Origin of the sequence: Bacillus cereus (genome assembly GCF_025917685.1) — a bacterium.
Lineage (GTDB): Bacteria > Bacillota > Bacilli > Bacillales > Bacillaceae_G > Bacillus_A > Bacillus_A cereus_AT.
Map to the genome: position 1 here is coordinate 4,225,988 of NZ_CP089518.1, position 13,905 is coordinate 4,239,892.

The window sequence follows — 13,905 nt, forward strand, 5'->3', positions numbered from 1 at the left end:
TCTTTTCCCCTCTTTTTCGTTTTCTTACTGTTATACCATAATTTTTTATATTCTTCTATGTAAATTTCGAATATTAAAAAAAGACTAGCATTTGCTAGTCTAAATGTTTCTTATATTCTCTTTGAGCGAAGAAGAAATAAATGATACATGCTGCGATATAAAACAGAATGAACAAACCTACTTTTCTTAATGATCCATCCATAAAGAACGTATTATGAAACGTATATAACGCAACTGCACTATGCATACTTCCTACTATAATTGGCGCAAAAAATAGCATACACAATTGCCAACGAGAAATTTTCCACACTTCTTCCTTCGTCATTCCAAGTTTGGAGAGCGCACCATACTGCTTTCGATCCGATGCAATATTATGAAACCATTTAAAATATACGATACTACATGAAGTGAGAAAGAATAATATACTAATGAATGAACCTAAAAATAGAGTAATATCGCCGCCTTCTTTCATATTCACATATAACTCCATATTACTTCGAAATGCATCATTATTATCTTGTTTCATATGTTTCCGTAAATCTTCATTTAATTTCTTCGTATTTTCAATATTTGGTAATGTGTAGCCTCTATATATCATTTTTTCAGAATCCGGAATTGTATTTGCTATACTGTCAAAATCCGCATCATTCATGACGAAGAACAGACCATTAATGTGCGCAGGGTGATAGTTAAATTTCACCCCTTCTTTCTGACCATTAAATACGAATGGATACGTTTGATTCATTACTTGTAATTGAATCTCTTTTTGATTATATACATTCGGATAATTACTTTTATTATAATAAACAAGTGTAACGGTTCCTGTTTTAGGATGATACGTTTTCTGCTTTTGTTTTCTTGCCTCTTGATTGTATTCACTTTCCTTTATAAGCGGCGCTACTTCTGTTTCTCCCTTATTGGATTGAAAGGATGCATACACTCCAACAAAACTCATAAATTGAAAATCATCATACCCATATTGATGTAGTAATTTTCCAACCGCCTCCTCCTCAAAAACTTCATGGGAAGAAGCACCTTTTTCTATGTACGAAAATGAGTGTACTCCTCCATCCCGCCACATATCTTGCATACTAGAAAAATATAAGAACACTGTACCTGTTGCTGTAACTACAAACGTCGTTGCCATAGACAACATGAAGAAAAAGCGACCATTTTCCTTCATTCGATGTGATAATTGATTCACTATAAACAAATACGGATATGTATACATAATCTTTTTATTTCGTTTTATCATTTCTAATATTTGAGCAGTGCCGTGTGTAAAAGAAAAATACGTTCCGAAAAAGACAAGTATAGCCACAGGAAAAAAATAGAATGCTATCGTTGACATCGTCGTTTGTAACGCTAACGCATATCCTATCCCTAAACAAATAAAGCCGAATATACAAAGCCACATTGATGTTTTCTTCTCTTTTTTATCTGCTCGAAATTCTTTCAATAACCGAATGATTTTTATATTCCATATTCGTAAAGCACTTATAAAAGATAATAGAATAAAAACGACCATATATATAACAAACGTTACACCAATCGCCCTCACGTCAAATATGACAGGGAGTTCTTTCGGAAGACGAAGTAACATACTAAACACCATGAAGAAGAGCTTTAAAAAGATCATGCCAAGCCCAATACCGAAAATATTAGCAAACATTCCAATTAATATTTGCTCGGTCATAATCACTCCTATTACGTTAGATTTCGTTGCTCCCATTAACATATATAACCCTAGTTCTTTCTTACGCGCTTCTATGAAAATAGAAGTAGAGTACAAAATAAATATGATAAAAAAAGAAATAATTATAATGTTACATATGATAAGACCCCAGCGTACATTTTGATACCACATCGTCTCTTGCATATACGGATGTACAATGATAGACATATATGCAAAAGACGCAAATATTGCAAAACAACTACTTAAGAAAAACACTTTATAATTACGCCAATTCCCCTTTATATTTTGCAGCGCTAGTTGCCGAATGTTCATCTATCGTCCCCCTGTAACTTACTACATAGGCAAAAAGCTAGAGGTTTCCCTAGCTTTTTACGTGTTTTAAATATCCTCTTTGCGCGATCATAAAGTAAATGGCAGAAGCTACAATGTATGCGCCAATTACGATCGCACCTGATTTCCATAAATCAATATAAAGCATTTTCCCTAACGTATGAAGAGCAAATCCACTATGAATTGTACCGATTAAGATTGGGATAAAGAAGATAACGCCCATTTGTCGAATTGCAATTTTATGAATTTCTTTGTCTGTCATACCGATTCTCTTTAACGATTTAAACTGAATACGGTCTTGTTCTTTATCGTTAAACCATTTAAAGTATGTCATGCTACAAGCGAAGAAGAAGAACAGTACTGCTACGAAGAAACCGATGAACATTGTAATTGCTCCTGATTCTCTTATATCTTTATAAGCAAACACTGAATTTTTCAGTTCTCCTTGCTTTTCTGGCGCAATTTCCTTTTTCAAATCTAACACAAGGTCTTCAGTACTCTTCCAATCTTCAATATAATAACCGTAATATTTCGTCTTTTCTTCATCTGGTACGAGCTTTGCATATTTCTCAAAATCTTGATCATTCACAATAAGATATTCATCATCATTAAAAACAGAATATGAAGTTGGTTCATTTAACTGAACAGACTGTTTTTGCCCATTAATTGTAATTTCATATGGCTTCGCACGATCTATCTTCACTAGATCATTTGTCATATCACTCATGATCATCGTCGCACTACCTGGTGCATTATGAACTTCTCTAACTTCTTCCCTTTTTTGTTTACGCACTTCCGCATTATATTCTTTCTCTGCAATAATCGCTGTTGGCACTTCATGTTCACTGTTAAAAAACGCTATTTTCTGTGTTGCAGGTAGTTTTACGTAGGTTATTTTTCGTGCATCTTCAAATCCATTCTTTTTTAATAATACCTGTACTTTTTCCTCGTTAATAATGGTATGCGTATTTATACCCTTTTCCTCATATGAAATAGCATGTGGCGTAAGATCTATCGTTTTCGCACTCATATTTTCAAAATATACATAAAGCGTACCAACTGCTGAAGAAACAACAGCTGTAATGATAGAAATAACAAATAGAAAACGAGCATTATCTTTCATTTTATAAATAAGATTGCTAAGGACGAACATGTTTGGATATGTATAAAATGATTGTTTTCTTTTTTGCAATGCTTTTAAAACGACTGTACTACCTTGTGTAAATAGTAAATACGTTCCTCCAATTGTCAGTCCGACGATTGGTAAGAAATACATTATAAAATTCATAATTGTTACTTGGAAACAAAGGACATACGCTGCAATAATACATCCTATTCCTGCTACACATAACCATGTAAATGCAAACGGCTCTACTTTTTGTTTTCTAGCTTCCCTTAATAAATCAATAATTTGCAAACGTCCTACTGTCCAAACACTAAACAATGATAGGATTAAAAAGAGGATAAAGTATATGCCAGCTGTAATAAGAACTGCTTTTCCATTCCACACAAGCGGCAATGTTTTATCAACTTTTAGTAAGACACTGAGTGCTTGGAAAAATAGTTTTGAACAAAGCATTCCAATCCCGATACCTACTACAATTGCAGTACTACCTAACATAAGTTGTTCTAATATAATCATTCTGCCAAGTTGAGACTTTGTTCCGCCTATTAATGTTAATAAACCGAATTCTTTTTTTCTTGCTCGTAAAAACGTTGAATTTGCATATAAAATAAAGAGTGCTGAGAAGATGACTACGATGTAATTCATTGATTCTAACCCTTTTGTAATCATCGTCTTCATACTAATATTACCGCTTACGACATCTGGATGATAAATGAAGGAAGCATACATGAAAAATACGACAATCGATAAACAACTACTAATAAGGAATGCTTTATAATTACGCCAATTTCCTTTTACGTTATTAAGCGCGAGCTGGCGAAAGTTCATGATATTCTCCTCCTAGCATCGCAAGTACGTCTAAAATTTCTTGGAAAAAGGCTTGCTTCGTTCTTCCTTTGTGTATTTCTGAGAAGATCTCTCCATCACGTATGAAGAGGATGCGTTCACAATAGCTAGCCGCTACTGGATCATGCGTAACCATTGCAATCGTTACTTTCTTTTGCTCATGCAAATCTTGAAGTGCTCCCATTAATGATTTCGCTGACTTAGAATCTAAGTTTCCCGTTGGCTCATCCGCTAAAATTAACGTCGGTTCATGAATGATTGCTCTCGCAGCTGCTGCACGTTGTTGTTGTCCGCCTGATACTTCATATACTTTTTTATTTAAAATTTCTTCGATGTTTAAAAACTTCGCAATTTCCAGTACTTTTGTATCGATTTCATTTACAGATTTCTTCGCCATTACAAGCGGTAAAATAATATTTTCTTTAATCGATAACGTATCAAGTAAGTTAAAATCTTGGAAAATGAATCCTAAATGTGTACGGCGAAACTCTGCTAATTTTGCTGCACGCATTTGATTAATTTCTTCACCATTTACAAGCACATGACCTGAAGTTTGCTTATCAATTGTTGCTAATAAATTTAAAAGCGTTGTTTTTCCGCTTCCTGAAGGACCCATAATCCCTACAAATTCGCCTTCTTCAATTTTAAAATTTATATCATTTAAAGCAGTCGTCGCTACTGAACCTTTCGATTGATACACCTTTGTTAAGCCTTTTACTTCAAGAACACTCATTTCTAATCCCCCTATGTGTTTTCTTCTTACATTTACTATAAGAAAAATAAGAAAAAGAAACGATTGATTTTCCTTACAAAACGTTTTGTTATCTTACAGTTTTGTCATTTTTCTCATCAATGCATGATATTCTTCATCTTTTGCAAATTGGAATGTGAATGTCGTTCCTTCTCCTTCAGCCGATTGAACATACATTCCATGATGTAAATTATCGCAAATTTCCTTCGTAATATATAAACCCATTCCAGTCGCTTCTCTCGTTTTACGGCCGTTTATTCCCGTAAAGAATGGATCAAATATGCGCTTTACATCTTGCTCTGGAATACCGATTCCATTGTCCTTAATATGTAGTAACACCTTTTGATCTTTCTCTTCAATTTGAAATTGAATTTCTTTTTTCTCTGCTTCTGCAATTTTTGTATACTTAATTGCATTTACAACAATTTGGCTCATGGCGATACTAAGCCACTTTCTATCAGACGCAATCATACAAGCTTCTTCTTCAACCATCAGTTTCGGAAATACAGACGATTGAATGAACGACTTTCGATTTTCATTAATAATATCTCGAATGACATCTATAACATTTACTACTTCTACTTTATAATCCTTCGCAAACTGATCTAATCTTGCCATATGTAACGCTAAATCTAAGCCATTTAAAATACGGTTATTTTCTTCACGAATACTTTCAATCGTTCCCCTTGCCTCACGATGTTCCTTACCATATTTCTGTAACAATAATTCAATAACCGATACTGGTGTTTTCATTTGATGAATCCATTGGTTCATAAATATCATTTGCTGTTGCTCTTTCGCATGCTGTTTATGAACTTCATTCATATATTGCTGCCTTAATAGCGTAAACGATTCGACGACCATCTCTTGTTCTGACGTATAAGAAGTATCGATAAGTAAGGAGTCATGTAATGTATTTCCGCCAGTAACATACTTTTCGATCCTCTTTAAAAACACACTCCGTTTTCGGTAATCGTAAATGAGGTATACAGTAAACACAACTGTCCCTAATAAAAGTCCGTATAACCACGTGCTCCAATCAATGGATTTCTTTTCTAAAAGACTTTGCAACTGCAAAACGAGCCCAAATAAACAAAGGCTAACAATATAAGAAAGAATTAAAGAAAAGCGGTCCATGAGGTAATTTTTAACCTTCATGCCCTTCGCCCCACTCTGTAAGAAGCGCATAACCATATCCACGTTTCGTTACAATTGCATTTTTAATGCCTAACTCCTCTAGTTTCTTCCTTACACGTTTTACATTTACGGTTAATGTATTATCATCAACAAAGGCTACTTCATCCCACAGGGCCTCTAATAGTTCTTCGCGCGTTACGTATTGATTCGCCTGTTTCATTAAACACTCTAATAAGTAAAATTCATTTTTTGTCAGTTCTGTTTGTTGCCCTTGCCACTCAACAACGTGTTGAGAAGGGAATAACAACAGTCCATTTACACCTAAACAATCACTCTCAGCAGCAGCAGCATACTCACCATACCCACGGCGAAGTGCACTTTTCACCTTTGCCATTACAATATCTAAGTGGAATGGCTTCGTAATGTAATCATCTCCACCATTTTCAATCGCCATTACTTGATCCATTTCCCCTGTTCTTGCAGAAACAAAAATAATCGGCGCATTCGATACAGTGCGGATTTGACGACACCAATAGAAACCATCAAAGTACGGTAAATTAATATCGAGTAACACTAGATGTGGATTTATTTTTACGAACTCATTTTTTATATGACGTAAATCACTTACTCTAAATGATTGATAGCCATACCTTTCTAAATGCTCCTCTAATATTCCCGCGATTTTCTCATCGTCTTCTACAATTAATATTTTATACATGTTCTCTTTCTCCCCATAAATATTCTTCTAAAATTACTTCTTTTTCTATTATAAATTGAAAATTTGATTAGTGGAGATTTTTTCCTATAAGAATCAGACTTTTACGATATAAAGTGAAACTTTAATCGGTGGGGCTTTTGTTCCTCCCCCACTGATTATTAGCCCACACCAATTGGGTGTTTACGGGCAGTAAGGCTCCCCCTAAACTTCTTTGCTCCAGCTGAATTTTGAGGTGGAAGTTTTACTGCCCACAAATAGCGGGATAAAAAAAAGACTGCCATATTTCGGCAGTCTTAATCGATAAATTCAAATTGATATTCAAGAATTTTTACAATATCTCCGTCTACTGCACCACGTGCACGAAGAGCTTCATCAATACCCATTCCACGCATTTGACGAGCAAATCGGCGTACAGATTCATCACGTGAGAAGTCTGTCATTTTGAATGTTTTCTCAATATCATAACCAGAAATAACAAATGTGCCATCACTTTCGCGTGTAATTTCAAAATTAGATTCAGATTCAAATTTGTACATTACACTTGCTTCAGATTCTTCTACATCATCGTACATTGGGAATTCTGGTGTTGTTTCTAATAAGTTCGCTACTTCAAATAGTAAGTCACGAACACCTTGTTTCGTTACAGCTGAGATTGGGAAAATTTTCACTTCGTCTCCCAATTTTTCTTTAAATGCTTGTAAGTTTTCTTCTGCACCTGGCATATCCATTTTGTTTGCAACAACAACTTGTGGACGCTCAGTTAAACGCATATTGTATTCTTTTAGTTCACTATTGATTGTTACATAATCTTCATATGGCTCACGGCCTTCTAAACCAGACATATCGATAACGTGCACGATTACACGTGTACGCTCAATATGACGTAAGAATTGGTGTCCAAGTCCGACGCCGGCATGTGCGCCTTCAATTAGTCCAGGAAGGTCAGCCATAACGAAGCTGCGGTTATCACCAGTTTCAACAACACCAAGATTTGGAACGATTGTTGTAAAGTGATACTCTGCAATTTTCGGACGCGCTGATGATACAACAGATAATAATGTAGATTTACCTACACTCGGGAATCCAACAAGTCCAACATCTGCTAGTACTTTAAGTTCTAGCGTGACATCACGTTCTTGACCTGGTTCCCCGTTCTCAGCGATTTCTGGCGCTGGGTTCGTCGGTGTTGCGAAACGTGAGTTACCACGGCCACCGCGGCCACCTTTTGCGATTACAGCTGTTTGTTCATGCGTTACTAAATCGGCAAGAATTTCACCTGTTTTTTCATCTTTTACTATTGTTCCCGGTGGAACCTTTACGATTAAATCTTCAGATTTACGACCGTGCTGACCTTTACTCATTCCGTGCTGACCACGATCAGCTTTGAAATGACGTTGGTAGCGGAAGTCCATTAATGTACGTAAGCCTTCCTCAACAACGAAAACAACATCTGCACCTTTACCACCGTCGCCACCTGCTGGGCCACCTTTAGGTACATACTTCTCACGACGATACGCAACCATTCCGTTACCACCGTCGCCGCCTTTTACATATATCTTGACCTGATCTACAAACATTATTTCACCACACTTTTTTCGATTGGTTGTAATATAACTGAGACTTCTTCGTCTCGTACTGTATAAGAAATGGAATACCATTTATTGTTTTGGTTCGCAAGCCAATTCTGTAGTTCTTCTACACTCGTTAGCTTACCACGAAAATCAAAAAAGAAACGAGCATTCTCCGCGTCACATTCAATTGTGATACAAACATAATTTTCAACATATACGTCTAAACTATGCTGAAGCATTGAGAAAAATTGATTCGTCCATGTACATACAGTCTCATCTAAGTGAGATAAGTTATGTAATTTCCCTAATACTTCGTACTCCAATAAGCACGGCTGCTGTTTCCAATTATATGTTAAAATCCACTCTGAAAATAAAGGCATTGATAGCCCTATCAGATTGGATTCTTGTCTCGCTTCTTGGACAAAACGATCGATGAGCCTATGAATCTCTTCCACTTTTCCAAGGGAAAGGTTTCCTTTAACCATCTGCATACGATTGAGCCAATCATGTCTTGAATGGCGCAACGCATCTATAATTGTCCATTTTTCATTCATTTAGATACCCCTTAATATAGAAAAACTCTAACCTGCACTCAGGTTAGAGTTTTCCGTGAGTTCTTATGCTTCTTGAGCAACAGGATATACGCTCACTTGTTTGCGGTCACGGCCAAGACGCTCAAAGCGTACTACGCCGTCAACTTTCGCGTATAAAGTGTCATCGCCACCACGACCAACGTTAACACCTGGATAAATTTTTGTACCGCGTTGACGGTAAAGAATTGAACCACCTGAAACCGTTTGACCATCTGCGCGTTTAGCACCAAGACGTTTTGACTGAGAGTCACGACCGTTCTTTGTACTACCTACACCTTTCTTAGATGCGAAAAACTGAAGATCTAATCTTAACATACGTTACACCTCCTGCACTTTTTCTATTAAACGGATATACTTTCCGTAATCAAGTTCGATCGTCTTTAGCGAAACAACCAATCCTTCTAAAAGCGTTTGTGCTTTTTCTGCTGCATGAACGTCTAAATCATTAGGCAATTCATACGTTAAGAATCCGCCATCACTTCCGAGTTCAATAGTTGCCTGCACATTACAAAGTTCTTCCACTGCATTTATAGAACCAAACACAACCGCTGTAGTTCCAGCACAGACAAGGTCTTGTCCATGTGGCGCATAATCGGCATGTCCAGTCATTTTAAATGATTGGATACTTCCTAATTTCGTGCGACTTATCGTAATTTTAATCATGTTAACCTGAATTAAGCGTTGATAGCTTCAACAACTAGCTTAGTGTAAGGTTGACGATGACCTTGTTTCTTACGATTGTTCTTTTTCGCTTTGTATTTGAAAACGATGATTTTCTTAGCGCGACCTTGTTTTTCAACTTTAGCAGTCACTGTTGCGCCTTCTACAACTGGGCTACCAACTTTAACGTTTTCGCCACCAACGAAAAGAACTTTGTCAAAAGTAACAGTTTCACCAGCTTCAACATCTAATTTTTCAATGTAGATTGCTTGACCAGCTTCAACTTTAATTTGTTTTCCACCTGTTTCGATAATTGCGTACATACTTGCACCTCCTCTTAATTACTAAGACTCGCCAAAAACGAGGTAGACATACATGTCTTTAGGGAACCTGTTTTGTGCGGTTGTAGCATATAGCCGTTTAGGTGCTATAAACTATAACATAAAGATGTTATCATGAATCATAGACTATTGTCAATAAATGTTCTACTAACTATTTTTTCCGTTCTACAATTTCTTTCTTACTTCCAAATCGGATAATAGCGTACTTTTCGATAATATCATCTTTGAAATAAATTTCAAATGGAAGATTTTTTTGTAATTCTTTTTGTAGAAAATGCTTTTGCAAAATTTTCGGTGCAGCGATTAATACTGCTTCATCTTCTATATTGCCATATGTAATTAATTCTCTCTCTAACTCATACGCAATTGTTTCATAAGACATGACATATCCCGTCGCTTTACATGGTACACATTCTTCTAATAATACGTCACGTAACGAATGTTTCTTACGTTTACGCGTCATCTCTAAAATTCCTAATTCCGTAAATCCGAGTACTCTCGTATATGTACGATCATCTTGTAAAGCTAACATTAAACTCTCTCTTACCTTCTCTTTATCTTCTCGTCTTTTCATATTAATAAAATCAATTAATATCATACCGCCAATATCACGCAGTCTTAATTGACGAGCAATCTCTTCAGCAGCCGCTTCATTTGTGCGAAGTACAGTATCTTGTAAATTTTGTTTTCCAGTAAATTTGCCTGTATTCACATCAATTACAGTCATCGTCTCCATTTGTTCTACAATTAGATACGCACCATTTGGTAGCCACACAATTTTTTGAAGTGCTTTCTCGATTTCACGATCTATTCCAAAATGGTTAAACATCGAAGATTTTTCATTGTAAAAGGATACTCTTTCTTCCCCTACTTTTTCTTCTAATTCTTTTACTACACTTCTCGTATCTGCAACTACTTTTTCAATCGTTTCAATTGGGTTCTCCTGAAATACACGATCTAAAAACGTCGCTGGTCGATGAAGTAGTAACGGCGCCTTTCCTTGCTCTTCTCTTCTTTTTAATTCTTCATATAACTGCTGCAACCCTTGCATTTCAGCTTGTATTTCATCAATTGTTCCTTTTTCAGAAGCAGAGCGGAAAATGTATCCACCCGTTCCTTTCACTTCAACTCCGAGCAACTGTTGTCTTCTTTTGTTATTTTTTATTTTCCGAGAAATAGCGCGCATTTCATCATACGGCATGTAAACAACATATTTTCCGGTAAATTCTATATTCGCTGTTAACTTAGGACCTTTCGTATCAATTGCTTCTTTCACAACTTGTACAAGTATCGCCTGTCCTTCATGTATGCGATATGAAGATGGTACATCATCATATGAAAGATATGCATGTTTTTCTAATCCGATATTTACAAAGGCTGCGTTCATTCCAGCAATTGTTCTTACGATACGCCCAACATAAATATGCCCGACAATCTCCTGCTCTTCATTCCTTTTCCATAAAAGCTCGACAATTTTTTGTTTCTCTTCTATCGCAACACGCTTTTCCGAACCAGTGTAGTTTATATATAACGTCTTCAAAATTTTTTCCTCACTTTTCACTTCTTTTCCTTACAATATAAAAGGTTAGTGTCGTCGTCAACACTAACCAATTAATTCTTCAACAGACGAAGTTGTTCGTTTTTCAGCAAAATACGCATAGAGCAATTCATTTTCGTCCAATGTGTAATGCTCTTTATATTTTCCATGGACGATAATAGAGTGTTTATATCCTCTACGAAATTTTGTAAAAATCGTATACAAGCGATCTTCTGTTTTCACCTCAATAGGTGCAATCTTTTCAATATCTCTTTTATTCCCATAATAACGTTCTAATAAAAAACGCATAAATGCGTACCTTCTTTGTTTCCATTCTTGATACAAAGAAATCGCTAGAAAAACGAGTAATACCCACATCATAATGTTATTACTATTCCAAAGTAACTGCCATCCTAATATTACACTAAAAAAAACACATGACAATTTCATCATCTTTTCATGTGCTTGTAAATACGGAAAACGATATGATAATACATTAAATAATACTTTTCCGCCATCAAGTGGCCAAATAGGCAATAAATTAAATCCTAAGATAATGACATTATTCCATACAAAGAAATGGTACAAATCATCAGTTACCCAGCCCGCTTGATACAAAATATAGGCGACTGCAATCATCCATATATGCTGAATTGGTCCCGCCATAACGACAATCAATTCTTCTTTTAATGATTTATTCCCATGTTCCTCCATCTCAGCTACGCCACCAAACGGCAAAAGCTGAATTTGTTTAATACGCCAATTATAATATGCAGCTGCAAAAGCATGCCCCAATTCATGAACTAAAACGATACAAAATAGTAATAGTAACTCTTTAAAACGCGCTGTAAAAATACCAATAACGATAATAACCCAAAACAATGGATGCACCGTAATTTTCGTTAAAACATCTCTATATTTAATCAAATGAAATCACCTGAATAGGATCAATAAATTTTTCATTCTTTTTCATCGCGAAATAAAATTTACCGTTTTTATTATTTTCGTCACTATTCACCGTTCCGATTTTTTGTTTTTTTGAAACGTAATCATATAATTTTACTGACATATCGTTTAAATTTCCATACCAAGACTCCGTGCCATCAGCGTGTTGAATTTGAACTGTATTTCCAAGTTCCTCTTTCTTGCCCGCAAAAACAACTACACCTTCATTTACTGACTCAACCGTTGCATTTGTAGCCGTTTGAACAAATACACCTTGGCCATTTTTTTGAAACCCTTGCATCACCTTTCCAGAGGCAGGAATCGCATAATCCTTTTGCTGAATAGTCTTTTCTTTTTTCTCATTTGGAGAAAAGAAAACGAGAGGTTTTCCAAACTGCTTTTCATACCATTTCGATATAGTAGCAAATTGAAATTCTTCTTGCATAACTTTTTCTGTGACAGCTCTAGTACCATCAAAAGAAGAAGGTGCATTTTTAAATAAAATAGCAACTGAGAGAACTAATATTGCTGATAGCAAAACTTTGAAGAGAAAAACTTCTTTTCGAAATAGAGGGTGAATTTCCTTCTCTCCTTCTTCAATAAATACCGTGTCACTATCAAAGTCCCCTCCAGCAAAATACTGATCTTCCTCCATCCTTTCTTGCTCTGCTTTCCTTTTCGCAATCCGCTTTTTAATTTCTTCCACACGTCTATTCTTCATACTGTCTCCTTTCTTTAGTGAGCCTTATTCAAATAGAAACAGTTATATACAGTTTGTACATATGTATGAGTTATGGAAGAAAGATATTCATGCGAAGAAAAAAAGAAAGCACTCCGCATATATGCGAAGTGCTTTTAACGAATCCCAAAGAAATTTTTCATCTTTGTAAATACCGATACTTTTTCTTGTTCAAATGCTTGTAATGGCACATTCTCACCTAACAAACGTCTTGCAATATTGCGATAAGCTAGTGCTGCTTTTCCGCTCGGTTGCAACGCTACAGGTTCGCCTGTATTCGTAGCACGAATAACTTCATCATCATCTTCGACAACACCAAGAAGCTCGATTGACAATGTACGTACGATTTCATCAACATCTAACATATCCTGTTCATGAAGCATATGACTACGCACACGGTTAATGACAAGTTTCGGCGGTTCAATATCCTCTTTCTCTAAAAGCCCGATAATACGATCTGCATCACGCATTGAGGATACCTCTGGCGTCGTTACTACGATTGCTTTATCCGCACCTGCTACAGCATTTTTAAATCCCTGCTCAATCCCCGCAGGACAATCAATTAATATGTAATCATAATCTTGACGTAATACTTGTATTAATTCATCCATTTGTTCAGGTGTTACCGCCGATTTATCGCTCGTTTGTGCTGCAGGTAATAAATAAAGATCATCAAAACGCTTATCTTTAATAAGAGCCTGAGGTAAACGACAACGCCCTTCAACGACATCAACAAGATCAAATACAATACGATTTTCCAGCCCCATTACTACGTCTAAATTGCGTAAACCGATATCTGTATCAATTAAACACACTTTCTTTCCAGATAACGCAAGGGCTGTACCAATGTTCGCAGACGTTGTAGTTTTACCTACGCCGCCTTTTCCAGATGTAATTACTATTGCCTCTCCCACA

At 36.0% G+C, this 13,905-nt stretch carries 14 protein-coding genes and 1 other annotated feature; all 14 genes read right to left on the reverse strand.

Annotation, left to right across the window (positions count from 1 at the left end):
* Window positions 1-94: 94 nt before the first annotated feature.
* Entirely contained in the window at window positions 95-2,008 is a 1,914-nt protein-coding gene (locus tag LUS72_RS21965; RefSeq protein ID WP_264448255.1) for an ABC transporter permease, read from the reverse strand.
* 49 nt (window positions 2,009-2,057) lie between these two features.
* A complete protein-coding gene (locus LUS72_RS21970) occupies window positions 2,058-3,980 on the reverse strand; it encodes an ABC transporter permease (RefSeq protein ID WP_264448256.1) in 1,923 nt (640 codons plus the stop codon).
* Window positions 3,955-4,731 (reverse strand): ABC transporter ATP-binding protein, encoded by a 777-nt coding sequence (locus tag LUS72_RS21975; RefSeq protein ID WP_088230692.1) that lies wholly within the window; start codon window positions 4,729-4,731, stop codon window positions 3,955-3,957. Before LUS72_RS21975 ends, LUS72_RS21970 begins: the two co-directional genes overlap by 26 nt.
* Before the next feature lie 93 nt (window positions 4,732-4,824).
* Window positions 4,825-5,907: a HAMP domain-containing histidine kinase gene (locus LUS72_RS21980; RefSeq protein WP_097830568.1), complete on the reverse strand. Its 1,083-nt coding sequence runs from the start codon at window positions 5,905-5,907 to the stop codon at window positions 4,825-4,827.
* Window positions 5,897-6,604, reverse strand: a complete 708-nt coding sequence (locus tag LUS72_RS21985; protein ID WP_264448257.1) for a response regulator transcription factor — start codon at window positions 6,602-6,604, stop codon at window positions 5,897-5,899. The genes LUS72_RS21980 and LUS72_RS21985 overlap by 11 nt, the downstream gene beginning before the upstream one ends.
* Before the next feature lie 293 nt (window positions 6,605-6,897).
* Entirely contained in the window at window positions 6,898-8,181 is a 1,284-nt protein-coding gene (gene obgE, locus LUS72_RS21990; protein WP_000497117.1) for a GTPase ObgE, read from the reverse strand.
* Complete coding sequence (locus tag LUS72_RS21995; protein WP_097830566.1) at window positions 8,181-8,729, reverse strand: sporulation initiation phosphotransferase B; 549 nt, start codon at window positions 8,727-8,729, stop codon at window positions 8,181-8,183. Before LUS72_RS21995 ends, obgE begins: the two co-directional genes overlap by 1 nt.
* A 63-nt stretch (window positions 8,730-8,792) precedes the next feature.
* A complete protein-coding gene (gene rpmA / locus LUS72_RS22000) occupies window positions 8,793-9,083 on the reverse strand; it encodes a 50S ribosomal protein L27 (protein WP_000944957.1) in 291 nt (96 codons plus the stop codon).
* Window positions 9,084-9,086: 3 nt separating this feature from the next.
* Window positions 9,087-9,431, reverse strand: a complete 345-nt coding sequence (locus LUS72_RS22005) for a ribosomal-processing cysteine protease Prp (RefSeq protein ID WP_001973720.1) — start codon at window positions 9,429-9,431, stop codon at window positions 9,087-9,089.
* A gap of 11 nt (window positions 9,432-9,442) precedes the next feature.
* On the reverse strand, window positions 9,443-9,751 hold the full coding sequence (rplU, locus tag LUS72_RS22010) for a 50S ribosomal protein L21 (RefSeq protein ID WP_000270907.1): 309 nt from the start codon (window positions 9,749-9,751) through the stop codon (window positions 9,443-9,445).
* Window positions 9,752-9,765: 14 nt separating this feature from the next.
* Window positions 9,766-9,843: a sequence feature (ribosomal protein L21 leader region), on the reverse strand.
* Window positions 9,844-9,920: 77 nt separating this feature from the next.
* Window positions 9,921-11,309 (reverse strand): Rne/Rng family ribonuclease, encoded by a 1,389-nt coding sequence (locus LUS72_RS22015; RefSeq protein WP_264448258.1) that lies wholly within the window; start codon window positions 11,307-11,309, stop codon window positions 9,921-9,923.
* A 63-nt stretch (window positions 11,310-11,372) separates the two neighbouring features.
* Complete coding sequence (locus LUS72_RS22020) at window positions 11,373-12,233, reverse strand: M50 family metallopeptidase (protein ID WP_097830565.1); 861 nt, start codon at window positions 12,231-12,233, stop codon at window positions 11,373-11,375.
* The gene (locus tag LUS72_RS22025; protein ID WP_097830564.1) at window positions 12,226-12,972 is read right to left on the reverse strand and encodes a M23 family metallopeptidase; all 747 of its coding nucleotides are present in this window, start codon (window positions 12,970-12,972) and stop codon (window positions 12,226-12,228) included. Before LUS72_RS22025 ends, LUS72_RS22020 begins: the two co-directional genes overlap by 8 nt.
* Before the next feature lie 134 nt (window positions 12,973-13,106).
* Window positions 13,107-13,904 carry a septum site-determining protein MinD gene (gene minD / locus LUS72_RS22030; protein WP_000503310.1) on the reverse strand — a complete coding sequence of 266 codons (798 nt, stop codon included), beginning with the start codon at window positions 13,902-13,904 and terminating at the stop codon, window positions 13,107-13,109.
* Between the last annotated feature and the right edge of the window lies 1 nt (window position 13,905).